This is a genomic window from Amycolatopsis endophytica, from assembly GCF_013410405.1.
Classification (GTDB): Bacteria; Actinomycetota; Actinomycetes; order Mycobacteriales; family Pseudonocardiaceae; genus Amycolatopsis_E; species Amycolatopsis_E endophytica.
In genome coordinates, this window is the sequence record NZ_JACCFK010000001.1 from 4,535,413 (window position 1) to 4,562,362 (window position 26,950).

The 26,950-nt window shown below is 72.1% G+C and carries 22 protein-coding genes; 15 read left to right on the top strand and 7 right to left on the bottom strand.

Annotated features, from left to right (window positions below):
• Positions 1-104 precede the first annotated feature (104 nt).
• Genes pgl through tkt form a run of 6 tightly spaced genes read right to left on the bottom strand, consistent with a single transcriptional unit; the run spans position 105 to position 8,213 of the window.
• Complete coding sequence (gene pgl, locus HNR02_RS22370) at positions 105-854, bottom strand: 6-phosphogluconolactonase (protein ID WP_179775087.1); 750 nt, start codon at positions 852-854, stop codon at positions 105-107.
• A complete protein-coding gene (opcA, locus tag HNR02_RS22375; RefSeq protein WP_179775088.1) occupies positions 854-1,825 on the bottom strand; it encodes a glucose-6-phosphate dehydrogenase assembly protein OpcA in 972 nt (323 codons plus the stop codon). Before opcA ends, pgl begins: the two co-directional genes overlap by 1 nt.
• Positions 1,822-3,354, bottom strand: a complete 1,533-nt coding sequence (gene zwf, locus HNR02_RS22380; RefSeq protein WP_179775089.1) for a glucose-6-phosphate dehydrogenase — start codon at positions 3,352-3,354, stop codon at positions 1,822-1,824. The genes opcA and zwf overlap by 4 nt, the downstream gene beginning before the upstream one ends.
• Complete coding sequence (locus HNR02_RS22385; RefSeq protein WP_179775090.1) at positions 3,351-4,970, bottom strand: phosphoglucose isomerase-related protein; 1,620 nt, start codon at positions 4,968-4,970, stop codon at positions 3,351-3,353. Before HNR02_RS22385 ends, zwf begins: the two co-directional genes overlap by 4 nt.
• Before the next feature lie 4 nt (positions 4,971-4,974).
• A complete protein-coding gene (gene tal, locus HNR02_RS22390; protein WP_179775091.1) occupies positions 4,975-6,084 on the bottom strand; it encodes a transaldolase in 1,110 nt (369 codons plus the stop codon).
• A 23-nt stretch (positions 6,085-6,107) separates the two neighbouring features.
• Positions 6,108-8,213 carry a transketolase gene (gene tkt, locus HNR02_RS22395; protein ID WP_179775092.1) on the bottom strand — a complete coding sequence of 702 codons (2,106 nt, stop codon included), beginning with the start codon at positions 8,211-8,213 and terminating at the stop codon, positions 6,108-6,110.
• A 301-nt stretch (positions 8,214-8,514) separates the two neighbouring features.
• Between tkt and HNR02_RS22400 the strand changes: the two genes are divergently transcribed.
• The 9 genes from HNR02_RS22400 to HNR02_RS22440 all read left to right on the top strand — a co-directional run bounded on the left by HNR02_RS22400 (position 8,515) and on the right by HNR02_RS22440 (position 18,011).
• A complete protein-coding gene (locus tag HNR02_RS22400; RefSeq protein ID WP_179775093.1) occupies positions 8,515-9,492 on the top strand; it encodes a heme o synthase in 978 nt (325 codons plus the stop codon).
• A gap of 86 nt (positions 9,493-9,578) precedes the next feature.
• Positions 9,579-11,849: an AAA family ATPase gene (locus tag HNR02_RS22405; RefSeq protein WP_179776063.1), complete on the top strand. Its 2,271-nt coding sequence runs from the start codon at positions 9,579-9,581 to the stop codon at positions 11,847-11,849.
• A gap of 30 nt (positions 11,850-11,879) precedes the next feature.
• Positions 11,880-12,467 (top strand): FKBP-type peptidyl-prolyl cis-trans isomerase, encoded by a 588-nt coding sequence (locus tag HNR02_RS22410; RefSeq protein ID WP_179775094.1) that lies wholly within the window; start codon positions 11,880-11,882, stop codon positions 12,465-12,467.
• A gap of 2 nt (positions 12,468-12,469) precedes the next feature.
• Entirely contained in the window at positions 12,470-13,018 is a 549-nt protein-coding gene (locus tag HNR02_RS22415) for an FKBP-type peptidyl-prolyl cis-trans isomerase (RefSeq protein ID WP_179775095.1), read from the top strand.
• Positions 13,018-13,779 (top strand): SDR family NAD(P)-dependent oxidoreductase, encoded by a 762-nt coding sequence (locus HNR02_RS22420; RefSeq protein WP_179775096.1) that lies wholly within the window; start codon positions 13,018-13,020, stop codon positions 13,777-13,779. The genes HNR02_RS22415 and HNR02_RS22420 overlap by 1 nt, the downstream gene beginning before the upstream one ends.
• A gap of 42 nt (positions 13,780-13,821) precedes the next feature.
• Positions 13,822-14,799, top strand: a complete 978-nt coding sequence (locus HNR02_RS22425) for a DMT family transporter (RefSeq protein WP_179775097.1) — start codon at positions 13,822-13,824, stop codon at positions 14,797-14,799.
• 112 nt (positions 14,800-14,911) lie between these two features.
• On the top strand, positions 14,912-15,598 hold the full coding sequence (locus HNR02_RS22430; RefSeq protein WP_179775098.1) for a DUF3159 domain-containing protein: 687 nt from the start codon (positions 14,912-14,914) through the stop codon (positions 15,596-15,598).
• Positions 15,599-15,678: 80 nt separating this feature from the next.
• Entirely contained in the window at positions 15,679-16,005 is a 327-nt protein-coding gene (locus HNR02_RS22435; RefSeq protein ID WP_179775099.1) for a dihydrofolate reductase family protein, read from the top strand.
• Positions 16,006-16,049: 44 nt separating this feature from the next.
• Positions 16,050-18,011 (top strand): bifunctional phosphatase PAP2/O-acyltransferase family protein, encoded by a 1,962-nt coding sequence (locus tag HNR02_RS22440; RefSeq protein WP_179775100.1) that lies wholly within the window; start codon positions 16,050-16,052, stop codon positions 18,009-18,011.
• A 93-nt stretch (positions 18,012-18,104) separates the two neighbouring features.
• Here HNR02_RS22440 and HNR02_RS22445 read toward each other — a convergent pair whose 3' ends face one another.
• Positions 18,105-19,322 carry a PucR family transcriptional regulator gene (locus HNR02_RS22445; protein ID WP_218903038.1) on the bottom strand — a complete coding sequence of 406 codons (1,218 nt, stop codon included), beginning with the start codon at positions 19,320-19,322 and terminating at the stop codon, positions 18,105-18,107.
• A gap of 136 nt (positions 19,323-19,458) precedes the next feature.
• Between HNR02_RS22445 and hpnC the strand changes: the two genes are divergently transcribed.
• The 6 genes from hpnC to ispH are packed head-to-tail and all read left to right on the top strand — an operon-like array spanning position 19,459 to position 26,948.
• Entirely contained in the window at positions 19,459-20,361 is a 903-nt protein-coding gene (hpnC, locus tag HNR02_RS22450) for a squalene synthase HpnC (RefSeq protein WP_179775101.1), read from the top strand.
• Positions 20,358-21,218 carry a presqualene diphosphate synthase HpnD gene (hpnD, locus tag HNR02_RS22455; RefSeq protein WP_179775102.1) on the top strand — a complete coding sequence of 287 codons (861 nt, stop codon included), beginning with the start codon at positions 20,358-20,360 and terminating at the stop codon, positions 21,216-21,218. Before hpnC ends, hpnD begins: the two co-directional genes overlap by 4 nt.
• Complete coding sequence (gene hpnE / locus HNR02_RS22460) at positions 21,215-22,570, top strand: hydroxysqualene dehydroxylase HpnE (protein ID WP_179775103.1); 1,356 nt, start codon at positions 21,215-21,217, stop codon at positions 22,568-22,570. The genes hpnD and hpnE overlap by 4 nt, the downstream gene beginning before the upstream one ends.
• Entirely contained in the window at positions 22,567-23,577 is a 1,011-nt protein-coding gene (locus tag HNR02_RS22465) for a polyprenyl synthetase family protein (protein ID WP_179775104.1), read from the top strand. The genes hpnE and HNR02_RS22465 overlap by 4 nt, the downstream gene beginning before the upstream one ends.
• Entirely contained in the window at positions 23,578-25,479 is a 1,902-nt protein-coding gene (shc, locus tag HNR02_RS22470) for a squalene--hopene cyclase (protein ID WP_179775105.1), read from the top strand.
• Positions 25,476-26,948, top strand: a complete 1,473-nt coding sequence (gene ispH, locus HNR02_RS22475; protein ID WP_179775106.1) for a 4-hydroxy-3-methylbut-2-enyl diphosphate reductase — start codon at positions 25,476-25,478, stop codon at positions 26,946-26,948. Before shc ends, ispH begins: the two co-directional genes overlap by 4 nt.
• Positions 26,949-26,950 lie beyond the last annotated feature (2 nt).

Genomic DNA, 26,950 nt, shown 5'->3' on the forward strand with positions numbered 1-26,950 from the left:
ACATGGCCCGAAAAACACCGGAAGGCCCGCCGGTGAGCGGGAAGCTCACCGGCGGGCCCTCCAGGACGTCGAGGTGAAGGCCCGGCGGCCTTCACCCACTCGGGTCAGGTCGTGGGCAGCTTGCCCGCCGCGGTGCGGTCGAGCAGCCACAGCGTCCGCTGCTGCCCCCGCGCCCCGGCCACCGGAACCTGCACCTCGCTCGCACCGGACAGGGCGAGCGCGACCGCCTCCGCCTTCGCCTCGCCCGTCGTCATCAGCCACACGTCGTGCGCGCGGCGGATCGCGGGCAGCGTCAGCGAAACGCGCGTCGGCGGCGGCTTCGGGCAGTCGCGTACGGCCACCACCGACCGCTCGGTCTCGTGCACCGCGGGCGAATCGGGGAACACCGAAGCGGTGTGCCCCTCGCCGCCGAGGCCGAGCAGACAGATGTCGAACTCCGGCACGTCGCTCCCGGCCGGGGCGTTGTCCGCCAGCACCCGCGCGTACGCGGCGGCGGCCGCGTCCACGTCGTCGCCGAACTCGCCGTCCGAGGCCGCCATCGCGTGCACCCGCTTCGGGTCGACGGGCACGTGGTCGAGCAGCGCCTCGCGGGCCTGCTTCTCGTTGCGCTCGTCGTCGTCCGCGGGCACGAACCGCTCGTCGCCCCAGTAGAAGTCCAGGCGCGACCAGTCGACCGCGTCACGGGCGGGGGAGCGGCGCAGCTGCTCCAGCACCGCGATCCCGGTGCCGCCGCCGGTCAGCACCAGCGACGCCGACCCCTTCGCGGCCTGCAGGTCGGCCAGGCGCGTGACCAGCCGGGCCGCCGCCGCGGCCGCGAGCAGCTCACCGCCGGAGTAGACCACCACCTCGGCCATCACGCGCCCGCTTTCGACTTCGCCGGCTTCTTCGCGGGCGCCTTCTTCGCCGCACCGGAGGCCAGCTTGTCCAGACCCTGCAGCGACGCCTCGAAGATCTCGTCCGGGTCGAGGCGCCGCAGCTCCTCGATCAGGCAATCCTTCGTGTTGCGCCGGTGCAGCGCGATGCGCCGCGTGGGCTGACCGGGCTGCATCAGCGTGCCGATCTTGCCGTCCGGCCGGTGCAGCTCGATCGCCCCGGACCGGCGCTCCAGCGCCACCGACACGATGCCCTGCGCCGTGGTCGTCTTGACCCGCCGCACCGGCACCTTCAGGTACTCGGCGAGCCAGCCCGCCAGCAGCTCGGTGGACGGCGAGTCCGCCTCACCGGTCACCGTCGCGGCGCTGACCTTCTCGTACGGCGGCAGGTCCAGCGCCGCGACCAGCTGGGCACGCCAGTTGGTCAGGCGCGTCCAGGCCAGGTCGGTGTCGCCGGGCACGTACGCCTTGCGGCGCGCGCCCAGAGCTCTTATCGGGTTCCGCTCGGCGGCCGAGTCGGTGATGCGCCGCTGCGCGAGCTCGCCGATCGGGTCCTGCGACGGCACCTTCGGCCCGGAACTGGGCCACCACGCCACGATCGGCGCATCGGGCAGCAGCAGCGGGATCACCGCGCTCTGCCCCTGCGAGGCCAGCGGGCCGTACAGCCGCAGGATGATCACCTCGCTCGCGCCGGCGTCACCGCCCACGCGGATCTGGGCGTCGATCCGGGCCGCGGCCGTGCGCGATCCGCGCGCCAGCACGATCACCCGGCACGGGTGCTCGCGGCTGGCCTCGTTGGCCGCGTCGATGTGTGCTTCCAGGTGCTCGCCGTCGTCGTCGACGATCACCAGCGTCAGCACCCGGCCCAGCGCGACGGCACCGCCGCGCTCACGCAGCTCGACCATCTTCCGGTTGACCTGCGAGGTCGTGGTCGAGGGCAGGTCGATGATCACGGGCGCCTCCAGTTGCGGCCGCTGCGCTCCAGAACCTCGTCCGCGGTGCCCGGGCCCCAGGTGCCCGGCGCGTAGGGCTCCGGCGCGCCGTTCTTGGCCCAGAAGTCCAGGATCGGGTCGAGGATCTCCCAGGACAGCTCGACCTCTTCGTTGACCGGGAACAGCGACGGCTCCCCGAGCAGCACGTCGAGGATCAGCCGCTCGTAGGCCTCCGGCGAGGACTCGGTGAACGCGTGCCCGTAGCCGAAGTCCATCGTGACGTCGCGGACCTCCATCGTGGTGCCCGGCACCTTGGAACCGAACCGCAGCGTCACACCCTCGTCCGGCTGCACCCGGATCACCAGGGCGTTCTGCCCCAGCTCCTCCGTCGAGGTGTAGTCGAAGGGCAGGTGCGGCGCCCGCTTGAACACGATGGCGATCTCGGTGACCCGGCGGCCCAGCCGCTTGCCGGTGCGCAGGTAGAACGGCACCCCGGCCCAGCGCCGGTTCTGCACCTCCAGCGACACCGCGGCGTAGGTCTCGGTGGTCGAGTCCTTGGCGAACCCGGCCTCCTGCAGCAGGCCCGGCACCTTCTTGCCGCCCTGCCAGCCGCCGGTGTACTGGCCGCGCGCGGTGGTCTCGTCGAAGGGCCGCATCGGCTTGATGGCCCGCAGCACCTTGATCTTCTCGGCCCGCAGCGCCCGCGGCTCGAACGACAGCGGCTCTTCCATCGCGGTGAACGCGAGCAGCTGGAGGAGGTGGTTCTGGATCACGTCGCGCGCCGCGCCGATGCCGTCGTAGTACCCGGCGCGGCCGCCCAGCCCGATGTCCTCGGCCATCGTGATCTGGACGTGGTCGACGTAGTTGGCGTTCCAGATCGGTTCGAACAGCTGGTTGGCGAAGCGCAGCGCGAGGATGTTCTGGACGGTCTCCTTGCCGAGGTAGTGGTCGATGCGGAACACCGACTCCTCGGGGAAGACGTCGTTGACGATCCCGTTGAGTTCCTTGGCGCTGGCCAGGTCGTGCCCGAACGGCTTCTCGATCACCACGCGGCGCCACGACTCGTCGTCGGCCGCGGCCAGACCGGACCGCGCGAGCTGCTTGGTGACCACCGGGAACGCGCTCGGCGGGATCGACAGGTAGAACGCGGTGTTGCCACCGGTGCCGCGTTCGGCGTCCAGGTCGCGCACCGTCTGCGCGAGCCGGTCGAACGCGTCGTCGTCGTCGAAGGTGCCCTGCACGAAGCGGATGCCTTCGGCGAGCCGGTTCCAGACCGACTCGCGGAACGGGGTCCGGGCGTGCTCGGCGACCGCGTCGTGGACCAGCTGACCGAAGTCCTCGTTCTCCCAGTCCCGCCGGGCGAAGCCGACCAGGGAGAACCCGGCGGGCAGCAGCCCGCGGTTGGCGAGGTCGTAGATCGCCGGCATCAGCTTCTTGCGGGAGAGGTCACCGGTGACGCCGAAGATCACCAGGCTGGACGGCCCGGCGATCCTCGGCAGCCGCTTGTCCCTCGGGTCCCGCAGCGGGTTGTTCCACCTGGGTGGAGTCACTCGCCAACCTCCTGTACGGCGCGCATCAGTTCGGCCAGGCCCGCGGCACGGTCGGTCAGGTGCAGCCGCAGCACCGGGCGGCCGTGCTCGGTGAGCACCTGGCCGTCACCCAGCGCCTGCGCGTGCTGCAGCTGGCCCAGGGTGTAGGGCCGGTCCGGCACGTCCAGATCGGACTCGGCGGCGCCGGTGATCTGCAGGAAGATGCCGTTCTGGTGACCGCCCTTGTGGTACTGGCCGGTCGAGTGCAGGAACCGCGGCCCCCACCCGAACGTGGTCTGCAGCCCGGTCCGCCGGGCCAGTTCCGGGCGCAGCAGCGACGCCGAGGCGTCGTCGAGCCGGTCCAGGTAGGCCTGCACCGCGAGGTAGCCGCCCTCCGGCGCGCTCGCGAGGAACTCGCGCAGCACGTCGGTCAGCGAGCCGTCGCCGCTCACTCCGGCCGCCGCGAAGATCTCCACCGCGTCGTCCACCGTGGTCGGCGTTTCGCCGCCGGTCAGCTTCGACGGGTCGTCCAGCAGCGCGCGGGCGGCCTTCTTCGCGGCCTCCACGTCCGGCTGGTCGAACGGGTTGATCTTCAGCAGGCGCCCGGCGATCGCGGTGGCGAACTCCCAGAGCAGGAACTGCGCGCCCAGCGAACCGGTGGTCGCGATCTTGGCGGGACCGCTGGCCGGGCCGACCGCGACCGGGGTCGCGTCGGCACCGGCGTCGGCGAACCCGGGTGCGGCCGGGCCGTCCACGGCGACCGGCAGCAGACCGGTGCCGAGCTTGCCGGTCGACTCGGCGATCAGCTGCTCCGCCCAGTCGGCGAAACCCGTGATGCCGGACCCGGTGTCGGCGAGCACGACCTTCTCGGCACCGCCCTCGTGCGCGGCGCCCCACGCGGCCGCCAGCTTGACGGCCGGGTTGTCGGCGTTGTCCTCGCCGAGGACCTGCGCGGCCGCCGCGGCCTGGTCGAGCAGCCGGGCGATGTCGGCACCGGCCAGACCGGCCGGCACCAGCCCGAACGCGGTGAGCGCCGAGTAGCGGCCACCGACGTGCGGGTCGGCGAGGAACACCTTGCGGTACCCCTCCTTCTCCGCCAGCTCCGACAGCGGCGAGCCCGGGTCGGTGACCACGACGATGCGGCTCGCGGCGTCGATGCCGTTGTCGGCGAACGCCTTCGCGAAGATCCGGCGATGGCTGTCGGTCTCCACCGTGCCACCGGACTTCGACGACACCACCAGCACCGTGCGCTGCAGGTCACCGGCCAGCGCGTCGGCGACCTGGCCCGGATCGGTGGTGTCGAGCACCGTCAGCGCCACGTGCTCGGTCGCCGCGATGACCTCCGGCGCGAGCGAGGAACCGCCCATGCCTGCCAGGACGATCCGGTCGACGCCCTCGCCGCGCAGCTCCTCGCGCAGCGCCTCGATCTCGCCGATCAGCGGACGCGACGACTTGTGCAGCGTCGTCCAGGACAGCCGGATCGAGGCTTCGGACTCGGCGTCGGACCCCCACAGGGCAGGGTCCTGCGCCGCGAGCTTCGACGCGACCTGGTCGGCGACGAGCGTGCCGACCAACGGGGCCGCCTTGGCGGCCAGCTCCTCGTCGCTGATCGTGACGGTCAGTTCTTCCCCCACCACGGCGTCAGCCCTTCGCCTTCTCGAGCTGGCCGGTGACCGTCTCCAGCAGCTCGGCCCAGGACTTGTCGAACTTCTCGACGCCCTCGTTCTCCAGCGTCAGGAACACGTCGGTGATGTCGATGCCGGCCGCGGCCAGCTTGTCGAACACCTCCTGCGCCTGCGCGCCGGTGCCGGTGACCTTGTCGCCCTCGACCTTGGCGTGGTCGGCGGCGGCGAACAGCGTCTTCTCCGGCATCGTGTTGACCGTGTCGGCGACGACGAGCTGGTCGACGTAGCGGGTGTCGGAGTAGGACGGGTCCTTCACGCCGGTGGAGGCCCACAGCGGCCGCTGCGGCCGGGCGCCCGCGGCGGCCAGCGCCTGCCAGCGGTCGGTCGCGAACAGCTCCTCGTAGGCGGCGTAGGCGAGCCGGGCGTTGGCGATGGCGGCCTCGCCGCGCAGCGCCTTGGCCTCGTCGGTGCCGATCTTGTCCAGCCGCTTGTCGACCTCGGCGTCCACGCGGGACACGAAGAACGACGCGACCGACTCGATCGAGGCGAGGTCGTGGCCGTTGGCCTTGGCCTGCTCCAGTCCGGCGAAGAAGGCGTCGATCACCGCGCGGTAGCGCTCGACCGAGAAGATCAGCGTGACGTTGACGCTGATGCCCTCCGCGAGCGTCTTCGTGATCGCGGGCAGGCCCTCCTCGGTGGCCGGGATCTTGACGAAGATGTTCGGCCGGTCGACGGTCTTCCACAGGTCCTGCGCCTGCGCCACCGTCTTCTCGGTGTCACGGGCCAGGCTCGGGTCGACCTCGATCGACACGCGGCCGTCCACGCCGCCCGAGCTCGCGTAGACGTCGCGGAACACGTCCGCGGCGTTGCGCACGTCGGTGGTGGTCAGCTCGCGCACGGCGGCGTGGACGTCGGCACCGCGGGCGGCCAGCTCGCGGACCTGCTCGTCGTATGCCTCACCGTGGGACAGGGCGTTGGCGAAGATCGTCGGGTTGGTCGTGACACCGACGACGTGCCGGTCACGGATGAGCTCGGCCAGGTTGCCGGAGTTCAGCCGTTCGCGGGACAGGTCGTCGAGCCAGATCGACACGCCGGCCTGAGACAGCTGAGCAAGGTTGTCGCTCATGACTTCATCCCCTTAGTGCGTGGTCAGGAGTTCTTGGTCTTGGCGAGCGAGCGTCGCGCGGCGTCGACCACGGCGTCGGCGGTGAACCCGAACTCGCGGAACAGGGTCTTGTAGTCGGCCGAAGCCCCGAAGTGCTCGATCGAGACGATCTCCCCGGCGTCACCGACGAAGCGGTACCACGGCTGCGCGATGCCGGCCTCGACCGACACGCGGGCCTTCACCCCGCTGGGAAGCACCGACTCGCGGTAGGCCTCGTCCTGCGCCTCGAACCACTCGAAGCACGGGACCGACACGACCCGGGTGGGCACGCCATCGGCCTCCAGCGCCTCGCGGGCCTCGACCGCGAGCTGGACCTCCGAGCCGGTGCCCATCAGCACCAGTTCGGGGGTGCCGGAGGAGGCTTCGGCGAGCACGTAGGCACCCTTGGCGACCTTGTCCGCCGAGGTGCCTTCGAGCACCGGCACGTTCTGCCGGGTCAGCGCCATGCCGGTCGGGTGGCGCTTGTCCTCCAGCGCGGCCTTCCACGCGCCGGCGGTCTCGTTCGCGTCCGCGGGCCGGACCACGTTGAGGCCCGGGATGGCGCGCAGCGCGGACAGGTGCTCGATCGGCTGGTGCGTCGGGCCGTCCTCGCCGAGACCGATCGAGTCGTGCGTCCACACGTAGGTGACCGGCGCGTGCATCAGCGCGGCCAGCCGCACCGGCGGGCGCATGTAGTCGGAGAACACCAGGAAGGTGGCGCCGTAGGGACGGGTGCCGCCGTGCAGCGCGATGCCGTTGAGGATCGAGCCCATGGCGTGCTCGCGGACACCGAAGTGCAGCGTGCGGCCGTAGGGGTTGGCCTGCCACATGCCGGTCGAGGCCTTCTCCGGGCCGAACGAGTCGGCGCCCTTCATGGTGGTGTTGTTGCTCTCGGCCAGGTCGGCCGAACCGCCCCACAACTCCGGCAGCACGTCGGCCAGTGCGTTGAGGACCTCACCGGAGGCCTTGCGGGTCGCGATGCCCTTCGCGTCCGGCTCCCAGCTCGGCAGCTTCTCCGCCCAGCCTTCGGGCAGGTCACGCGTGGAGAGCCGGTCGGCCAGCTTCTTGCGCTCCGGGTTCGCCGCGGCCCACGCGTCGTAGCGCTCCTGCCAGGCGGCGCGCTCCTTCTTGCCGCGGTCCAGGGCCGCCCGGGTGTGGGCCAGCACCTCGTCCTCGATCTGGAAGCTCTTCTCCGGGTCGAAGCCCAGGATCTGCTTCACCGCGGCGACCTCGTCTCCGCCGAGCGCGGCGCCGTGCGCCTTGCCGGTGTTCATCTTGTTCGGCGCCGGATAGCCGATCACGGTGCGCAGCAGGATGAACGAGGGGCGCGTGGTCTCCGCCTTGGCGGCCGCGATGGCCTCCTCGATCGCCACGACGTCCTCGCCGCCCTCGACGACCTGGACGTGCCAGCCGTAGGACTCGTACCGCTTCGCGGTGTCCTCGGACAGGGCGATGTTCGTGTCGTCCTCGATCGAGATCTTGTTGTCGTCGTAGATGACGACCAGGTTGCCCAGCTCCTGGCGGCCCGCGATGGACGACGCCTCGGAGGTCACGCCTTCCTCGATGTCGCCGTCGGAGGCGATCACGAAGACGTGGTGGTCGAAGATGCTCTCGCCGGGGGCGGGCTCGGGGTCGAGCAGACCGCGCTCGCGGCGGGCGGCCATCGCCATGCCGACCGCGTTGGCCAGGCCCTGCCCCAGCGGGCCGGTGGTGGTCTCCACGCCCTTGGTGTGCTGGTACTCCGGGTGGCCCGGGGTCTGCGAGCCCCACTTGCGCAGCTGCTCCAGGTCCGCCATCTCCAGGCCGTAGCCGGCGAGGAAGAGCTGGATGTAGAGCGTCAGGCTGGAGTGCCCGGCGGAGAGGACGAACCGGTCACGCGCCGGCCACTCCGGATCGGCCGGGTCGTGCCGCATGATCCGCTGGAAGAGCGAGTACGCCACCGGCGCCAGGCTCATCGCGGTGCCGGGGTGGCCGCTGCCGCAGTTCTCGACCGCGTCGGCGGCGAGCACCCGGACGGTGTCCACCGCGCGGGTGTCGAGGTCGGTCCAGTCGGCGGGCAGGTTCCGCCGCAGCAGTGGGTTGTTCTCGCTGATGGAGGCGATATCGGACACTGAACTCGAACTCCCCGTCCTTCTCGGTGGCAATCTCTGTAGTTTCGGGGTCTTCGCGCGCGCAGGCTCCACTCATCTCAATCGATCCCGAAGAGACGATATTCCTGCTGGCGGGCGTGCGCACGACCACAAGCGCAACCCCGCGCGCCAGCCTAATGGGTCGGGTACCCGTGCACTCCGGCACCGACACACCCCGCCGTGTCAACACCCCGGTGCGCGCGCGGTCCGACCCCGGTGATTACGATCGGTCGTGGTGCCTGGCTCGCTCGGTACCGCCCGAATCTGACTTCAGGGAGCGGAATTGTCGTTGGTGAACGCTGCGCACGGGCGCAGTGACAGCACCAGCGCTGTCGACCCCGGCGAGGAGCGCCCGCGAGGTCTGCGGCGCGCCCGCCGGATCGTCGGCGCCTACGTCGCCCTGACCAAGCCCCAGGTCATCGAACTCCTGCTGGTCACCACCATTCCGGCGATGTTCCTCGCCGCGCGCACGATCCCGTCGCCGTGGCTGATCCTGGCGACGCTGGTCGGCGGCACCATGGCGGCCGGCAGTGCGAACGCGCTGAACTGCGTGATCGACGCCGACATCGACAAGGTGATGAACCGGACCAAGCGGCGGCCGCTGGTCCGTGACTCGGTGCCGCGGCGCAACGCGCTGGTGTTCGCGCTGGCGCTGGGGCTCGGCTCGTTCGCGATGCTCTACTTCACGGTGAACCTGCTGGCCGCGGTGCTGGCGATCGCCACGATCCTGTTCTACATCTTCGTGTACACGCTGGTGCTCAAGCGGCGCACCGCGCAGAACGTGGTGTGGGGCGGCGCCGCCGGGTGCATGCCGGTGGTGATCGGCTGGGCCGCCGTCACCGGCACGGTGCAGTGGCCCGCGTTCGTGATGTTCGCCGTCATCTTCTTCTGGACGCCGCCGCACACCTGGGCGCTGGCGATGAAGTACCGCGACGACTACGAGCGCGCCGGCGTGCCGATGCTGCCGGTGGTCGCCACCGCCGAGCACGTGGCCCGCCAGATCCTGATCTACTCGTGGGTGATGGTCGGCTGGACGCTGCTCCTGCTGCCGGCGACGAGCTGGCTGTACGCGTCGTTCGCGGTGCTGGCCGGATCGTGGTTCCTGTTCTACGCGCACCGCCTGTACTCGGCGGTCCGGCGTGGTGTGGAGACCAAGCCGATGGCGCTGTTCCACCGGTCGAACACGTACCTGATGATCCTGTTCTGCGCACTCGCGGTCGACTCGGCGATCGGGCTGCCGACGCTCGGGCTGCCCTTCTGACGGCTCCGGGGAATTCCCCGGCCACGACCTTCGTTGGTTCTAGGCCGACCGATCACCCGAAAGCCGAAAGTGGGTTGCTCTTGTCCGTGGCCGGGGACCGCCAGCACGACAACACCACCACCGACCTCCAGCACGAGCAGGACTACGTGTCCATGCTCTACTCGAGGCTCGACTCCGAGCGCGCCACCGCCGAACGCCGTCTGGAGCGCGCGCTGCGTTCCCACGGCGACACGCCGCAGGAGAGCGCCGAGCGTGACGCGGCCAGCAGCCTGCACAGCGAGCGGCTGGCGCAGCTGGGCTCGGTCGAGCAGGGGCTGTGCTTCGGCCGCCTCGACTTCCACGACGACCCCGAGCCCGCCTACGTCGGGCGGCTGGGCCTGTTCGACTCCGACGGCGACTACGAGCCGCTGCTGCTGGACTGGCGCGCGCCCGCCGCGCGGCCGTTCTACCTGGCCACCGCCGCCTCCCCGGAGGGGGTGCGGCGCCGCAGGCACATCCGGACGCTGAGCCGCCGGGTGGTCGGCCTCGACGACGAGATCCTGGACCTCGGTGCCGTGGACGACAGCCAGGCCGACCTGGGCCTGGCGGGCGAGGCCGCCCTGCTGGCCGCGCTGGAGCGCCGGCGCACCGGCGAGATGAGCGACATCGTCGCCACCATCCAGGCCGAGCAGGACGACATCATCCGCGACGACCTCAGCGGCGTCGTGGTGGTGCAGGGCGGGCCGGGCACCGGCAAGACCGCCGTGGCGCTGCACCGCGCTGCCTACCTCCTCTACACCTACCGGCGGCAGCTCGCCTCGCGCGGCGTGCTCGTGGTGGGCCCGAACAACACGTTCCTGCGCTACATCGGCCAGGTGCTGCCCTCGCTCGGGGAGACCGGCGTGCTGCTGTCCACGATCGGGCAGCTCTTCCCCGGCATCCGGGCGCGCGGCACGGACAGCAGGGAAGCCGCCGAGGTCAAGGGCCGCACGGTGATGGTCGACGTCCTCACCAGGGTGGTGGCCGACCGGCAGCGGGTGCCGGAGGAGCGGTTCGAGGTGTCCTTCGACGACGACGTGCTGGTCCTCGACCGCGAGGTCGTCGAGCGGGCCAGGGACAAGGCCCGCCGCACCCGCCGCCCGCACAACCTGGCGCGGCGCGTGTTCGTCGACGCGATGCTCGACGCGCTGACCGAGCGCGCCGCGGTCCGCATGGAGGTCGACCTGTTCGCGGACGTGCCGGACATCCCGCTCGCCGAGGGGGAGGACGCCGACGCGCCGGTGCTGGACGCGGGCGACCACGTGGAGATCCGCAAGGAACTCGCGGAGTCCGAGGCCGTGACCGGGGCGATCGACGAGCTCTGGCCGAAGCTGACCCCGCAGCGCCTGCTCCGGGACACCTACGCCGATCCGGATCGCCTGCTCAGCGCGTCCGCCGGCCTGCTGGCCGACGAGGACCGGGCGGTGCTGAAACGGCCGGCGCGGTCGCCGTGGGCGCCCGCCGACGTGCCGCTGCTCGACGAGCTCGCCGAGCTGCTCGGCGAGGACGACGCCGACGAGCGCGCCGCCCGCGAGCGCCGGGAGCGCGAGGAGCGTGCCTACGCCGAGGGCGTGCTGGACATCATGGACCAGGACGAGGAACTGCTCGACGAGGACCAGGTCCGCATCGCCGACGTGCTCGACGCCGAACTGTTCGCCGAGCGGCAGGAGCGCAGCAGCCAGCTGACCGCCGCGCAGCGCGCCGCGCGCGACCGCACGTGGACGTTCGGGCACGTCATCGTCGACGAGGCGCAGGAGCTCTCGGCGATGGACTGGCGGCTGCTGATGCGCCGCTGCCCGAGCCGGTCGATGACGGTGGTCGGCGACGTGGCGCAGACCGGCGCGCCCGGCGGTGCGTCGTCGTGGCAGGACATGCTGGGCCGCCACGTCGAGGACCGCTGGCGGCTGCGCGAGCTGACCGTCAACTACCGCACCCCGGTGGAAATCATGGACATCGCCGCGGAGGCACTGGCCGAGGTCGATCCGGAGCTGCGGGTGCCGACGTCCGTGCGCGAGACCGGGGTGCGGCCGTGGCGCGCCACGGCGGGGGAGCGGCCACTGACGTCCATTGTGGACGAGGAGGTCGCGGCCGCCGACGGTGGCACCGTCGCGGTGCTGGCCCCGGCGTCCCGGCTGGGCGCGGTCCGCTCCGAACTGGACGGTCACGGCGAGGCGGTGTCGGTGCTGACCGTCGGCGAGGCCAAGGGCCTGGAGTTCGACGGCGTCGTGGTGCTGGAGCCGGAGCGGATCGTGGCGGAGTCGCCGCGCGGCTGGAACGACCTCTACGTCGCCTACACCCGCGCCACGCAGCGGCTGGGAGTCGTGCACTCCGCCGGATAGCCGACGTCAACGCCCGGTTAAAGTGGCGCCATGCGTACTGCTGGCAAGATCGTGCTCGCGGCGGCAGCCGCCCTCGCCGTCGGGGCCTGCGCTCCCGACCAGGACCCGTCGTCCTTCCCGCCCGGTGGCGGCCCGACCTACCCGGCGCCGGAGCCGGCGGGCGCCTCGGTCAGCGCCTCGGCGGGGCACGACTCGGGCAGCGCCGCGCACGAGTGCACCGCGGACGACATCACGGTGACCGGTGACTTCGGCACCAAGCCGGCGATCACCATCCCATCCGGCTGCACCGCCCCGACGAAGCTGCTGACCAAGGACCTCAAGCCGGGCACCGGCGCGACGGCCGAGGCGGGCAGCACCCTGCAGATGGACTACGACCTGGTCACCTGGTCGGACAAGGTCGACCAGCAGAACTCGTTCAGCGGCCAGCCGTTCGCGCTCCAGCTCGGCGCCGGCACCGCCATCCCGGGCTGGGACCAGGGCCTGGAGGGCATCAAGCAGGGCGGCCGCCGCCTGCTGGTCATCCCGCCGGACCTGGGCTACGGCGCGAGCGGCAACGGCCCGATCAAGCCGAACGAGACGCTCGTCTTCGTCGTCGACGCCGTCCAGGTCGCCGGCTGACGATGGCCGTGCGGGGGGCGGTCGCGGCGGTCACCGCCATGACGGCGGTGGCCCTCCTCGGGGCGTGCTCGCCCGGTCAGTGGCAGCCGTTCGTCCCACCTGAGCCGGCGCCGCCATCGGCGGGCACATGGGTGGGCAACGGTCCCGGCGCCATCGAGTGCACCGTGGACGACATCACGGTGGCCGGCGACGTCGGCAGCGAGCCGGCGGTCACGATCCCGGACGACTGCATCGCGCCGAACACGGTGCTGACCAAGGACCTCGTTCCCGGCGCGGGGCCCGCCGCCGGGACCGGCAGCACCATGGGAGTGAATTACGTGCTCCTCACGTGGTCGGACAAGGTCCGGATGGAGGATTCCTTCCGCACTCCACAGCTGGTGCAGGTCGAGGTCGGCAGGTTCGGCGGGATGCCGGGCTTCCGGGAAGGCCTGCCGGGGATGCGGCAGGGCGGCCGTCGGCTGCTGGTCCTCCCGCAGGACGTCGCGGCCAAGGCGGGCGGAACGGTCGACACGCTGGTGTACGTCGTCGACGCTGCCCGGGTCGGGGTCTGATGGACGTCCGTGGTGCGGTCGCGGTGGTCACCGGCGCCTCGTCGGGCATCGGGGCGGCCACGGCGCTCCGGCTGCACGAGGCAGGTGCTCGCCTCGTGCTGCACGGGCGCGACGGCGACCGGCTGAACGCGCTCGCGGAGCGCACCGGCGGGGTCGCCGTCCGTGCGGACTTCGCCGAGCCCGGTGCCGCGGAGGCGGTGGCCGGGGAGATCGCCGGGCGGGCCGGCCGCGTGGACGTGCTCGTCAACAACGCCGGGATGGGCTGGGCCGGCCCGGTCACGGAGATGACCGCGGCGGATGCCCGGCGGTTGCTGACGGTGAACCTGGCGGCACCGGTCGAGTTGACCCGCGCGCTGCTGCCCGCTCTGCTGGAGCGGCCGCGCGCGGCGGTCGTCTTCGTCACCTCCATCGCGGGCCGGGCGGGCGTGGCGGGGGAGTCGGTGTACTCCGCGAGCAAGGCCGGGCTGGACGTGTTCGCCGAGAGCCTCCGGCTGGAACTCGTGGGTACCGGTGTTCACGTCGGAGTGGTCGTGCCGGGGGTGGTGGACACCGAGTTCTTCGCCCGCCGTGGCCGCCCTTACCAGCGGCGCAGCCCCAGGCCGGTGCCCGCGGGCGCGGTCGCGGAAGCGGTGTGGAAGGCCGTGGTCGCGGAGCGTGCCGAACAGTACGTCCCCCGGTGGCTGAGAGTGCCGATCGCGGTGCGCGGGACCATGCCCGCGGTGTACCGTGCACTATCTGCCCGATTCGGGGGTTCAGGCTGAGTTCCCGGAATCTTTCCGCCACTGGAAGCGCTGAAAAGTGACGTGTTAGTCCCGGTATTCCTCGGATTCGCCGCGGCGTTCCTGTTCGCCGCGTCAGCCGCGCTGCAACGCCGCGCGGTGATCGAGGTTGCCGACAGTGACGTCGACGGTCGCGCGGCCAAACACCGCGTCCCCGTACTGTGGCTGATCCGCAAGCTGTTGCGCAAGAGGGTCTGGCTCGCGGGGTGGGCCACGAACCTGTTGGGCTTTTTCAGTCAGGCCGCCGCGCTGCACTTCGGGTCGATCGCGCTCGTGCAGCCGCTGCTGGTCACGGAGCTGCTCTTCGCGCTGCCGATGGCCTCGGCCGCGATCCGGCGGTGGCCGCCGCTGCGGGACTGGTTCGCCGGACTGGCCATCACCGGGGGAGTGGTGGTGTTCCTGGCGGTCGAGGGCACCGCACCGCTGGGCGGGTCGCCCGACCAGGGCCGCCTGCTGATCGCGGTGCTGATCGCCGCCGCCACCGTCGTCACGCTGGTGCAGGTCGCGCAGAAGCGCGGCCCGCTGATGCACAGCGCGCTCATCGCCGCCGCGGCCGGGATCTGCTACGCGATGTCCGCGGCCATGATGAAGGTGACCACCGACCTGCTGTTGAACGAGGGTGTCGGCCACACGGCACTGACCTGGCCGGGGTACGTGCTCGCCTTGTCGACCCTGTCCGGGTTGCTGCTGGGGCAGCAGGCCTACGGATCGGGTTCGCTGTCCGCGGCGATCGCGGTGATGTCCATCGTCAACCCGGCGGCCAGCTACTTCCTGGGACTGCTGGCGTTCAACGCGACGCTGGTGGTCGAGCCGGGTCCGCTGGCCGCGACGGCGGGCGCCGCCGTGCTGCTCGGCCTCGGGGTGTTCGGACTGGCGAATTCCCCGAGCGTGCAGGCCGAGACGAGCCGCACAGCCGAACACGGGGTTTATCCCGGGAGTGGTAAATTCTCGGGAACCGTTCACGCACCGGTCCGTTCATCGGACACCTTCGCTCAGGAATAATTCAGGTTTCCGGCGTAGGTTTCGGGCCCGGCGGGCGGTGGAACCTACAGAGCCTGCTGACGAGTGCGCCGCCCCCGCGCACCCCCAGGCAGACCCTTGGAGGCTGGAGCCTGTGCACCACCGAGCGCCGTCCGGCGAGCGCCACCTGGTGATCGAGATCCCGCACCTGCGGAAAACGATCAAGGATGCGGCGATTCTTCTGCTGGAAACGGTCGTCATCCCGACCGTTCTGCTGGGATTGCTGTTGCATTTCGTCGGCCTGGTTCCCGCGTTGTGCGCGGTGCTCGGCTGGAGCGCTTTCGTGATCGGCGCGCGGCGTCTCATGAAGCGCGACCTGCCCCGCACGTTGCTGTTGTGCACCGTGATGCTGGTGGGCCGCGCGGCGGTCGCCCTCATCACCTCCAGTGCCGTGGTGTACGTGCTGCAGCCCGCGCTCGGATCGGTGCTGATGTTCCTCATCTTCGTCGGCAGCGCGGTGCTGGGGCGCCCCATCACGGCCCGCCTGGCCAACGACTTCGTCCGGCTGCCCGCGGAACTGTTCAAGCACCGCACGGTCAACCGCGTGTTCGTCGAGGTGGCCCTCCTGTGGGGCGGCTCGCGCCTGATCGACGCCGCCATGACCATCGGTTTCCTGCACTGGGGTGTGGAGGCGGGCCTGATGTCACGCGGCATCCTCAGCGGCCTGCTCACCGCCCTGACCGTCGCGGTCTGCGCCGCGCACGGCTGGCGCAAACTGCGCCGCAGCGGCGTCACCCTCCGCCTGGCCGGGCGCCACACCCCGGCCCCCGCCCCCGCCTGACGCGAGTTCCAGATGTCGCCGTCGAAGTACCAGTCGCCGAGCGTCCCGCCGTCGCCGAGCCCGTGGCCGGGCCGGGAGCCGTGATCGCCGTTGGTGCCGCGGGACGTGTGGCCGGCCGCGACACCTACGACGACTTCGATCACTTCGGCGGCGGCAGCCCGCACCCGGCCGCCCGGCTCGTCGTCCTTGGCCACCGCGACGCCCCGGAGATCACCGACCGGCAGATCCTGCTCACCACCGGCATCGAGGACGCGATCGCGGTGGCGCGGAAGCTCGCGGACGGCAAGGACGTCGGCCTGATGGGCGGCGGTGTCCTCGCCGCGGCGATCGAGGCCGGACTCGTCGACGACGTGGTCGTGCACCGTGGAGCGTTGACTTCCCGCGAGCGCGGCGCCCGCAAAGCGTGATATACGACGGTGTGCTCACCGTCGGTTCCAGACCACAGCCTCCGGTGACCCTGGACGCGCGCACCGCGGCCGTCCGGCGCCCGAGCTGGTGGCGCGAGCTGCTGCTCGGGCTCGGGCTGTTCGGCGTCTACCTGCTGGTCGAGGCGCTTCCGCTGCCCGGCAGGGAAGAGCGTGCGCACGCCAACGGCGAGGCGCTCCTGGCCTTCGAACGCTGGCTGCACCTGGACTTCGAACTGCCGGTCAACCTGTGGCTGGCAGGCCAGGGCTGGATCCGCGTGTTCGCCAACTACGAGTACGCGGTCACCTACATCGCCAGCGCGATCGTCCTGCTGATCTGGGTGCACGCCCGGCATCCCGTGCACTACCGCTCGGTGCGCAACTCGTTCGTGTGGCTGAACCTGTTCGCGCTGGCCTGCTTCTGGCTGTACCCGGTCGCGCCGCCGCGGATGCTGGAGGGCGCCGGGTTCGTCGACACGGTGCGGCTCGGGCACACGTTCCTGTCCTGGGGTTCGCCCGCGCTGCAGGGTGCCAACCAGCTCGCCGCCATGCCGTCGCTGCACGTCGGCTGGGCGCTGTGGGTGTCGGTGGTGCTGGCGCGCATCCGCGGCGGCCGGGTCGTGCAGGTCGTGAGCGCGGTGCACGTGCTCATCACGTTCGCCGTCATCGTGGCGACGGGCAACCACTACTGGATCGACGCGGCGGGGGCGGTGGTGTTCATCGTGGCGGCGACATGGCTGGCGCAGGTCGCGAAACCGGTGGAGCGGGTCCCGGCGTCGGACACGTTCTTCCTGCACGTCGAGACCCGTGACTTCCCGCAGCACGTGGGCGGGCTCATCATGCTCGACACGACGAAGAACCCGTCCGGGCCGACGCGCGAATGGGTGCGCTCCGCGCTCGAAGCGAAGCTGCCCGTGATGCCCCGCTACGCGCAACGGCTGTCGCCCTACTCGCGCTGGCGACGGCAGTTCTGGGTGCCCCATCCCGGCATCGACTGGGACTGGCACGTCCCCGACTTCGACCTCACCCGCCCGGACGGCACTCCCGGCGGCATGGGCGCGCTGCACGAGCTGGTCGCCCGGTTCCAGAGCGAACCGCTGCCGCGGGACCGCCCGCTGTGGCGCTTCGCCGTCGTGCGGGGCGTCGAGGAGGACACTGCGGCGGTCATCTCGCTGGTGCACCACGCCGTCGCCGACGGCATCGGCACGATCAGCCTGATGCTCGAACTGTTCGAGTCACCCAGCCTGCTGGCGGGCCTCAACGAGACGAAGCGGCCGAACGCCCTGCAGAAGGTCGCCGCGGGCGCGGTGGGCCTGGCCCAGCTGGCCACGGACGGCAGGCCCAAGGCGGAGCTGCCCTCGGGTCACCCGCCGGACCGCCGCTACGCGACCCTGCGGATCCCGCTCGACGAGGTGCGCGAACTGGCGCGCAGGTACGGCGTGCGGGTGACCGATCTGCTGCTGAGCGGTGTCGCGGGCGCGTTGCGGAGGGTCGCGGTGGCGCCGCTGCCGGAGTCGATGCTGACCTCGGTCACCCTGATGGCCGCCGAGCCCCGGCCAGGGGCGGAGGGCAACGTGACCGCCGCGGTGATGGTGGACGTCCCGCTCGGCGACCTGCCCGAGACCCAGCGGCTGGAGCGGATCGCCAAGGCCACGAAACGGCTGCGCACCGGCACCCGCGTCGTCGCGTCGCGGTTCGTGCAGCACACCGTCGCCAACTTCATGCCGCCGTTCTTCCACAGCTGGTTCGCCCGGACCGTCTATGGTGGACGGTTCTTCAACGGCACCGTGTCCAATATGCCGGGTGCGGCCTGGCCGACGTCCTTCGGCGATTTTCCGCTCCACACCGCGTTCGCCATCATCCCGCTCGCGCCGGGAACACCGTTCACCATCGGCGTGCTCGGGTGGCACGGCTCGTTCTCGCTGAGCGCCACGGTGGACGCCGAGCTGGTGGACAGCGTGGACGGTTTCCTCGCCGAATTCCGCGCGGTACTGGCCGAACTGGACTGAGACCCGCGCCGGGAGCGGCCAACACGGTGACCGGAGCGGCCAACACGGTGACCGGAGCGGCCAACACGGTGACCGGAGCGGCCAACACGGTGCTCAGGTGTCGTCGGGGTCCGAGCCGCCCCAGGCGAGTGCGAGGGTGAGGCGGCGGCGGTTGTCCGGGTCGTCCAGGCTCTCGCCGAACAGCTCGCGCAGCTGGGTCATCCGGTAGCGCACCGTCTGCGGGTGGATGTGCAGCTCCTCCGCCATGGCACGGCGGTCGCCGAGGTGCCGCAGCCAGCAGGCGAGCGTCTCGCACAGCCGTTTGCGCGTCACCGGCCCCAGATGCGACAGGGGGGCGAGACACTGGTGGCGGAAGGCGTCGAACAGCTTCGCGTCGCGGTGCACGATGATCGAGTCCAGGTGGTCGTCCACGAACACCGGATCGTCCTCGAGCACCTGGGCCTGGCGCAGCTGGGCGGCGAGCTCGGCGACGTGCATGCTGGCGGGCAGGCGCTCCAGCGCGACGGCGTGCCCGACCACGGCGCCGGCACCGCGCAGCGCGCTCGCCAGCCGCTCCCGGCGTTGCGGACCGTCCGGATCGGGCACGATGGCACAGACCAGACGCTGCCGCCGCACGTGCAGTGACGAGTTCCCGAGCCGTCCCAGCAGTGCGCTGCCGACCGGGTTGTCCGGCTCCACCAGGACGACCGCCGCCTGCCGGGGCAGCGGCCAGTCCACCCGGGCCGCGGCGGTGCGGATCGCGGCGGAGTCGGACCGGTCCGACAGCAACATGTCCGCGAGCTCGTCACGCAGCCGTTCCCGCGTCGCGGCCGCTTCGGACTGCTCCAGCACGTACCCGCGCGCGGACGCCGACGACAGCTGGTCCACGAAGATGAACACCGCTTCGGCCAGCGAGGCGAACATGTCCGAGGGGACACCGACCTCCAGCGCGACCTCGGCGACGTGGTGCCAGGCGACGCGCGCGCCGATCTGGTAGGCCGACAGCAGGCTCGTCAGATCGCGGCCCTGCTGCCACTGCGCGCGCCCGATCTCCTCGAACAGCGGTTGTTCCCCGAACCGGTCACCCGCCTGGTCGGCGATGCCGGACAGTTCCGTGATGTCCCATTTGGCCATGCGCAGCAGCCGCCGCAGGAACATGCCCGCCGAAACGAGGACCTCGTCCCGCTCGGTGATGATGAACTCGGCGTAGTCCGGCCAGTGCTCGTTGAGCAGCCGTGCCACGTCGTCGAGCATGCGCGGCAGCCGTTGCGAGGTCGCCGCCGCCAGCTGCTCGAGCTTGCCGTCGCTGGTCTCCGTTCTTCTGACCGCCATGTCGTGGACCCCCACTCGCCTGCCCGCGTGCCGTCCATCGTCCGGGTCAATACTGTCAGCTCGTGACAACCGGGGCTTCTTCATTTTTGTTTCCGGTGCGAAGAATTCGTCACAGCGAGGGAGCGATTATGAGGCGATGGCTCCCGCACCCCCCGGTCCCGGCACGGTCGGCGAACGCACGCTGCGCGAAAAGGAACAGGCCGAGAACTTTCCCGTAGCGCTGCGGATACTTCCGCGTGACCTGCGTGACGACCTCGGCGCGATCTACGACGTGGCGCGCGTGATCGACGATCTGGGTGACGAGGCAGCCGGATCCGCGGAAGATCGCACGGCCGGGTTATTGCGATTCCAGGAAGATCTGGACCGCACCTTTCGCGGGGACGAACCACACGAACGGGTATTACGTGATCTTCTCCCCGCGGTTCGGCGCCGCGATCTGGAAGCGGACCCGTTCAATCGCCTGGTGCGGGCGAACCTCCAGGACCAGCGCGTCGGCAGGTACGCCACGCAGGCCGAGCTGGAGGACTACTGCGTGCTCTCCGCCGACCCGGTGGGGCGCCTGGTGCTCCGCGTGTTCGGGGTGCGCGACGCCGTGGCCGGGCAGCTCTCGGACAAGGTGTGCACCGCGCTCCAGCTGATCGAGCACTGCCAGGACGTGGCCGAGGACCGTCGCAACGGGCGCGTCTACCTGCCGCAGTCCGGCCTCGCCGCGTTCGGGGCCGCCGAAACCGACCTCGACGCGGTCACCACGAGCCGCCCGGTGCGCCTGGCCGTCGCCGCGCAGACCGCCCGCGCGCTCGACCTGCTCACCACCGGCGCGGCGCTGCTGGACCGCCTGCACGGCTGGGCGCGGATCGCCGTCGCCGGCTACGTCGCGGGCGGTCTGGCCACGCTCGACGCGCTGCGACGGTCCCGGTGGGACGTGCTGTCCGCGACGCCGCGCCCGCGCAAGACCGACGTGCTGGCGCACCTGATCGCCCTCCTGGTGCGCCGCGAAGCCCATGTCCGCCGGATCCGGGAAGGGGGCCGGTCCGCATGACGGCACCGACGCTCGAACAGGCATACACCACCTGTGAGGACATCACGAGGACGGAGGCCCGCAACTTCTACTGGGGCATCCGGCTGCTCACGAAGCAGCGCCGCTCGGCGCTGTGCGCGGTGTACGCGCTCGCGCGGCGCGTGGACGACATCGGTGACGGTGACCTGCCGATCGAGGAGAAGGCCACGCAGCTGGAGGCGGTCCGCAAGGAGTTGTCCGCGCTCGATCGCAGCACCGATCCGGTGATGGTCGCGGTCGCCGACGCCGCACACCGCTTCCCGGTGCCGCTGGAGGCGTTCGACGAGCTGCTCGACGGCGTCTGGATGGACATCGAGGGCCGCCGCTACGGCACCTTCGACGAGCTGACCGAGTACTGCCGGTGCGTGGCCGGGTCGATCGGCAGGCTGTGCCTGGGCGTGTTCGGCAGCAAACCGCACCCCGGGGCCGCCCACTACGCCGACGCGCTCGGCATCGCCCTGCAGCAGACCAACATCCTGCGCGACATCCGGGAGGACCTGCTCACCGGCCGGGTGTACCTGCCGAAGGAGGACCTCGACGCGTTCGGGGTCGACCTGCGGATCTCCGACGGCGTGCTGGCCGACCCGGACGGCGGCCTGGCGAACCTGATCCGGCACAGCGCGGCCCGGGCCCGCGAGTGGTACGCCGACGGCCTGCGCCTCGGCCCGCTGCTCGACCGCCGCAGCGGCGCGTGCTGCCTGGCGATGGCCGGGATCTACCGGCAGCTGCTGGAGCGCATCGCCGAGCAGCCGTCGGCGGTCTACGACAAGCGGCTGTCGCTGTCCGGCCGGGAGAAGCTGGGCGTGGCGGTCCGCGCGCTGGGCGGGAAAGCGGCATGACGCAGCGGGTCGCGGTCGTCGGCGGTGGTCTGGCCGGGATCACCGCGGCCCTGCGCTGTGCCGACGCCGGGCACCGGGTGACCCTGCTGGAGTCCCGGAACACCCTGGGCGGACTGACGCACTCGTTCACCCGCGACGGGCTCGACGTCGACAACGGGCAGCACGTGTTCCTGCGCTGCTGCACCTCCTATCTGGGCCTGCTGCGGCGGCTCGGCGTCACCGGCCGGGTGCACCTGCAGCCGCGCCTGGAGATCCCGGTGCACTCGCCGAAACGGCGCCGCCCGGTGTGGCTGCGCCGCAACCCGCTGCCCGCGCCGCTGCACCTGGCGGACTCGGTGCTGCGCTACGGCCCGCTCGGCCTCGGCGACCGGATGCGGTTCGCCGGTGCCGCGCTCGCGCTGAAATCGGTCGACCCGGCCGCGCCCAGTTCCGACCGGCGCACGTTCGGGGAGTGGCTCCAGGCGCACGGCCAGAGCCCGGACGCGATCAGGAAACTCTGGGACCTGGTCGGCATCGCGACGCTGAACGCCCCGGCGGCGAAGGCGTCGCTCGGCCTGGCCGCGACCGTGTTCCAGGTCGGCCTGCTGACCGCCGCCGACGCCGCCGACCTCGGCTGGGCCACCGTGCCGCTGCGCCGGCTGCACGGCGAACCCGCGCTGGCGAAGCTGACCGAGGCGGGGGTGGACGTCCGTCTCGGCACCAAGGTCACCGGGCTGGCCCGCGCGGAGGGCACCTGGCGGATCGGCGCGGACGAGCCGGTCGAGGCCGACCACGTCGTGCTCGCCGTGCCGCCGCCGGTGGCCGCCAGGCTGCTGCCCGAAGGCGCGGTGCGCCTGCCGCCGGACTTCGCCGACGGGCTCGGCAGCTCGCCCATCGTCAACGTGCACGTCGTGTTCGACCGCAAGGTCACCAGCGCACCGTTCTTCGCCGCCGTCGACTCGCCGGTGCAGTGGGTCTTCGACCGCACGGCGTCGAGCGGTCTCACCCGCGGTCAGTACCTGGCGATCTCCCTCTCGGCCGCCGACGAGGAGATCGACCTGCCGGTGCGGGTCCTGCGGGAGCGGATGCTGCCCGCCCTGCTCGACCTGCTTCCCGCCGCCCGCGGCGCCGGGGTGCTCGACTTCTTCGTGACGCGAGAGCGCCACGCCACGTTCGCTCCCGCGCCGGGCTGCGCGGGACTGCGCCCGCCCGCCCGCACCCGCGTGCCGGGGCTGGTGCTGGCGGGCGCGTGGACCGCCACCGGCTGGCCGGCGACCATGGAGGGCGCCGTGCGCAGCGGAGAGGCGGCCGCCCAAGCCGTGCCCGGCACTCCAGCGGGGGTTCCGGGCCGTCCGGAAGGGATACCCGCATGACCGCTGTACTCGATTCCCTGCAGCAGGGCAGGCAGGCCGTCCTGCCCGCGATGCGGGCCGCCGTGGACCGGCTCGACCCCGCCAGCCGCGCGATCGCCTACTACCACCTGGGCTGGACCGACCTGGACGGCAACCCCACCTCGGGTGGTGGCAAGGCGGTGCGCCCGGCGCTGGCGCTGCTGTCGGCCGAGGCCGCGGGCGCCGGCCCGGACAGCGGGCTGCCCGGCGCGGTGGCGGTGGAACTGGTGCACAACTTCTCGCTGCTGCACGACGATCTGATGGACGGCGACACCGAGCGGCGGCACCGGCCGACCGTGTGGGCGGTGCGGGGCGCGGCCAGCGCGATCCTCACCGGCGACGCGATGCTGGCGCTGGCCAACGAGGTCCTGCTGGACGCCGACGAACCGGGCGCGGTCGCGGCGGCCCGGCTGCTGTCCGAAGCCGTCGGCGAGCTGATCCGCGGCCAGGTCCTCGATGTCGCCTTCGAACAACGCGACGACGTCACACTCGACGAGTGCCTGGACATGGCGGGCGGCAAGACCGGCGCGCTGCTGTCCGCCAGCGCCGCGATCGGCGCCGTGCTCGCGGGCGCGCCGGACCGCACGGTCGAGGCGCTCGCCGGGTTCGGCGCCGACCTTGGCCTGGCGTTCCAGCTGGTCGACGACGTGCTCGGCATCTGGGGCGAGCCGTCGGTGACCGGCAAGCCGGTGCACTCCGACCTGCGGGCCCGCAAGAAGAGCCTGCCGGTCACCTACGCCGTCACCCACGGCGGCGCGCCCGGACGCGAGCTGGCCGTCTGGCTCACCGACGGCGACGTCGCGGACGAAGACGCGGTGCGCCGCGCCGCCGACCTGGTCGACCTGGCCGGCGGGCGCGCGTGGGCGCTGGAGGAAGCCCACCGCCGGATGGCGGCCGGGCAGCGCAAGCTCGAGGACGCCGAGGTCCCGGGACGGGTGCGTGCGGAGCTACTGGCCCTCGCGCGGTTCATCGTGACCAGGGAGGCCTGAATGACGCAGACCGCCGATCCCGCCACCAGATCGGGCACCGGCCCCGCCGAGGTGCTCGACCGCGCGGTCGCCCATCTCAAGGGGCTGCAGCGCGACGGCGGCTGGTGGAAGGGCGAACTGCAGACCAACGTGACCATGGACGCCGAGGACCTGCTGATGCGGGAGTTCCTGGGCATCCGCACCGCGGCCGAGACCGAGGAGGCCGCCCGGTGGATCCGCTCGCAGCAGCGCGCGGACGGCACCTGGGCGACCTTCCACGGCGGACCGGGTGACCTGTCGACCACGGTCGAGGCATGGGTCGCACTGCGGCTGGCCGGCGACTCGCCGGACGAGCCGCACCTGCGCCGGGCCGCGGAGTTCATCCGCCGCGGCGGCGGGGTCGAGGCCAGCCGCGTGTTCACCCGGATCTGGCTGGCGCTGTTCGGGCTGTGGTCGTGGGACGATCTGCCGAACATGCCGCCCGAGCTGGTGCTGCTGCCCTCCTGGGTGCCGCTCAACGTCTACGACTGGGGCTGCTGGGCGCGCCAGACCGTGGTGCCGCTGACGGTGGTCAGCACGCTGCGCCCGGTGCGGCCGTTGCCCTTCGGCATCGACGAGCTGCGCTCCGGCGTCCGGCGCGGCGGTGGCCTGGTCGCGCCGTGGACCTGGTCGGGCGCCTTCCAGTACCTGGACAAGGCGCTGCACCTCTACGCGAAGGTGCCGCTGAAACCGGTGCGCGAGTTCGCGATGCGGCAGGCCGCGGAGTGGATCCTCGCGCGGCAGGAAGCCGACGGCGGGTGGGGCGGCATCCAGCCGCCGTGGGTGTACTCGCTGCTCGCGCTGCACCTGCTCGGCTACTCGCTGGACCACCCGGCCATGCGCGAGGGGATCAGGGGCCTCGACGGGTTCCTCATCCGCGAGGAAACCCCCGAGGGCACGGTGCGGCGGCTGGAGGCGTGCCAGTCCCCGGTGTGGGACACCGCGCTGGCGATCACCGCGCTGCTGGACGCGGGCGCCCCCGGCGACGACCCGCACCTGCTCAAGGCCGCCGACTGGATGCTCGGCGAGGAGATCGCGGTGCGCGGCGACTGGGCCGTGCGGCGACCGGACCTCGACCCGGGCGGATGGGCGTTCGAGTTCGCCAACGACCTGTACCCGGACACCGACGACACCGCCGAGGTCGTGCTCGGCCTGCGCCGCGTCGGCCACCCGGACCGCGAGCGGCTCGGCAAGGCACTGGACCGGGCGGTGAAGTGGACCACCGGGATGCAGTCACGCGACGGCGGCTGGGGCGCGTTCGACGCCGACAACACGCGGGAACTCACCACGAAGCTGCCCTTCTGCGACTTCGGCGCGGTGATCGACCCGCCGTCGGCCGACGTCACGGCCCACGTCGTGGAGATGCTGGCCAAGGAGGGGCGGGCGGACAGCCGCGAATGCCGCCGCGGCGTGAAGTGGCTGCTGGACCACCAGGAGGCCGACGGGTCGTGGTTCGGCCGCTGGGGCGCGAACTACGTCTACGGCACCGGCGCGGTCGTCCCGGCGCTGGCCGAGGCCGGGGTGCCGGTGTCGTCCGGCGCGATCCGGCGGGCCGTGCGGTGGCTGGGCGAGCACCAGAACGACGACGGCGGCTGGGGTGAGGACCTGCGGTCCTACCGTGACCCCTCGTGGTCCGGGCGCGGCGAGTCCACCGCTTCGCAGACCGCCTGGGCGCTGCTGGCCCTGATCGCGGCGGGGGAGCGGGACTCCGAGGTCACCGCGCGCGGTGTGGGCTGGCTGGCCGAGACCCAGCGGGCGGATGGCACGTGGGACGAGCCGCAGTTCACCGGGACCGGGTTCCCCGGCGACTTCTACATCAACTACCACCTGTACCGGCTCGTGTTCCCGGTGACCGCGCTGGGCCGTTACCTGGGCCGGTCATGACCGGCGTGGTGGTCGCGCCGCTGCGCGTCGAAGCCTCGGCTCTGCGGATGCCGGGCCTGGTGGTGCTGCACGGCGGCATGGGCCCGCGCCGCGCGGCCGAATCGTCGTTGCGGCTGGCTTCCGCCGGGCACCCGGTGCTGGTCGCCGGGGTCGGCGGGGCGCTCGTGCCGCGGGTGCGGCCGGGTGATCTGGTGGTGGCGACCGAGATCGACGGTCCACGCGGGCGGGTGCCGTTGCCGTCGGCGCCACTGCTGGCCGCGGCGTTGCGGCGACAGGGGCTGACCGTCCACCTGGGACCGATCGCGTCTTCACCGGCCGTGGTGGACGGCGCGGAGCGGGCCCGGTACGCCGAAAGCGGTGCGCTGGCCGTCGACATGGAGTCCGCGGAGTTCGCCACACTGCCCGGGCCGACGGCTGTCGTCCGGGCCGTTGTGGACACTCCCGATCAGCCGTTGTGGCGGCCGGGCACGGTGTTGCGCGGCATCAGCGGACTGCGGTCGCTGCGGCTGGCGGCGCCGGTGTTGCGTGAATGGTGCGAGGCCGCCGGTGCGGGCGAGTTGCTGATGGCCAGTCCGCGGTCGTTCTGCGCCGGCGTGGAGCGGGCGATCGAGATCGTCGAGCGGGCGCTGGACCGGTACGGCGCCCCGGTGTTCGTGCGACGGCAGGTGGTGCACAACGCACACGTCGTGCGGCGGCTGGAGGCGCTGGGCGCGGTGTTCGTGCAGGAGGTCGAGGAGGTTCCGCGAGGCGCCACGACCGTACTGGCCGCGCACGGTGTCGCGCCGTCGGTACGGGCGGCGGCGCGGGCGCGGGACCTGCGGGTGATCGACGCGACCTGCCCGCTGGTGATGAAGGTGCACACCGAGGTCAAGCGCTACACGGGCCGCGGCGACACCGTGTTCCTCATCGGGCACGCCGACCACGAAGAGGTCGAGGGCACGGTGGGGGAGGCGCCCGAGCGGATCGTGGTGGTGGAAGACGCGGAGGCGGCGGCGCACGTGCGGGCACCCGCGGGCCGGGCGGCCTACGCGATGCAGACGACGCTGGCCGTGGACGAGGCGGAGGAGATCGCCTCGGTGCTGCGCTCGCGGTTCCCCTCGATCGAGGGCCCGCGGCGCGACGACATTTGTTACGCCACCACGAACCGCCAGCGCGCGGTGACGGCGGTGGCGGAGGAGGCGGACCTCGTCCTCGTGGTCGGCTCGGTGAACTCGTCCAACTCGCAGCGCCTGGTCGAGGTGGCGCGGCGGCGGGGGACGCGGGCCAGGCTCGTCGACGACGTGTCCGAAGTGGACCTGCGCTGGCTGGCGGGGGCGACGCGGATCGGGATCACCGCGGGCGCCTCGGCTCCACCGGATCTGGTGGCGGAGCTGGTGCGGTGCCTGCGCGGGCTCGGGCGCACGAAGGTGACCGAGACCGCGGGGGCCGATGAGGACGTGGTTTTCACACTACCCCGGGAGGTGAGCTAGAC

What these genes read in the sequence shown, in the direction of transcription:
- HNR02_RS22445 (WP_218903038.1), bottom strand. Translation starts at nt 19,322, where the DNA reads ATGGCGGTCAGAAGAACGGAGACCAGCGACGGCAAGCTCGAGCAGCTG.
- pgl (WP_179775087.1), bottom strand. Translation starts at nt 854, where the DNA reads ATGGCCGAGGTGGTGGTCTACTCCGGCGGTGAGCTGCTCGCGGCCGCG.
- HNR02_RS22410 (WP_179775094.1), top strand. Translation starts at nt 11,880, where the DNA reads ATGCGTACTGCTGGCAAGATCGTGCTCGCGGCGGCAGCCGCCCTCGCC.
- HNR02_RS22465 (WP_179775104.1), top strand. Translation starts at nt 22,567, where the DNA reads ATGACCGCTGTACTCGATTCCCTGCAGCAGGGCAGGCAGGCCGTCCTG.
- hpnE (WP_179775103.1), top strand. Translation starts at nt 21,215, where the DNA reads ATGACGCAGCGGGTCGCGGTCGTCGGCGGTGGTCTGGCCGGGATCACC.
- HNR02_RS22415 (WP_179775095.1), top strand. Translation starts at nt 12,470, where the DNA reads ATGGCCGTGCGGGGGGCGGTCGCGGCGGTCACCGCCATGACGGCGGTG.
- HNR02_RS22420 (WP_179775096.1), top strand. Translation starts at nt 13,018, where the DNA reads ATGGACGTCCGTGGTGCGGTCGCGGTGGTCACCGGCGCCTCGTCGGGC.
- ispH (WP_179775106.1), top strand. Translation starts at nt 25,476, where the DNA reads ATGACCGGCGTGGTGGTCGCGCCGCTGCGCGTCGAAGCCTCGGCTCTG.
- tal (WP_179775091.1), bottom strand. Translation starts at nt 6,084, where the DNA reads ATGAGCGACAACCTTGCTCAGCTGTCTCAGGCCGGCGTGTCGATCTGG.
- shc (WP_179775105.1), top strand. Translation starts at nt 23,578, where the DNA reads ATGACGCAGACCGCCGATCCCGCCACCAGATCGGGCACCGGCCCCGCC.
- hpnD (WP_179775102.1), top strand. Translation starts at nt 20,358, where the DNA reads ATGACGGCACCGACGCTCGAACAGGCATACACCACCTGTGAGGACATC.
- hpnC (WP_179775101.1), top strand. Translation starts at nt 19,459, where the DNA reads ATGGCTCCCGCACCCCCCGGTCCCGGCACGGTCGGCGAACGCACGCTG.